This window comes from Aminobacterium sp. UBA4834 (assembly GCF_002400205.1).
GTDB lineage: Bacteria > Synergistota > Synergistia > Synergistales > Aminobacteriaceae > Aminobacterium > Aminobacterium mobile.
In genome coordinates this window covers 194,037-194,312 of record NZ_DHFC01000018.1, presented here as the reverse complement: position 1 = coordinate 194,312, position 276 = coordinate 194,037, and the positions used below count along the sequence as shown (strand labels likewise).

Genomic DNA, 276 nt, shown 5'->3' with positions numbered 1-276 from the left:
TTCAAATCCCTCTCTCTCCGCCATTTAATAAAAGTAATATAAAGCTCAGGCCTGAGTGGTCCGGGCTTTTTTTATGGTTTCTCATCAACTATGATTCGGTATTCGCATGAAGTTTTATTTATAAGGGTTTCCAGAAGTTCGGAGAGATTAGCTCCATGTATGTCAGTCTTTTCTTTTCTTCCTTCCTTAGTGTTGCTTTGATAAAGTACGAAAGATCCGCCTTCTTGAAGAGCGTAATACCAGGTAATCGTGTTCCCCGCGCTGTCTATTTTTCTG

General features: G+C 40.2%; 1 protein-coding gene. It reads right to left on the bottom strand.

Annotated elements, in window-relative coordinates:
- Positions 1 to 71: 71 nt before the first annotated feature.
- Positions 72 to 276 (bottom strand): hypothetical protein (locus B3L97_RS07465; protein ID WP_286934710.1); only part of this gene is annotated, 205 nt, incomplete at its 5' end.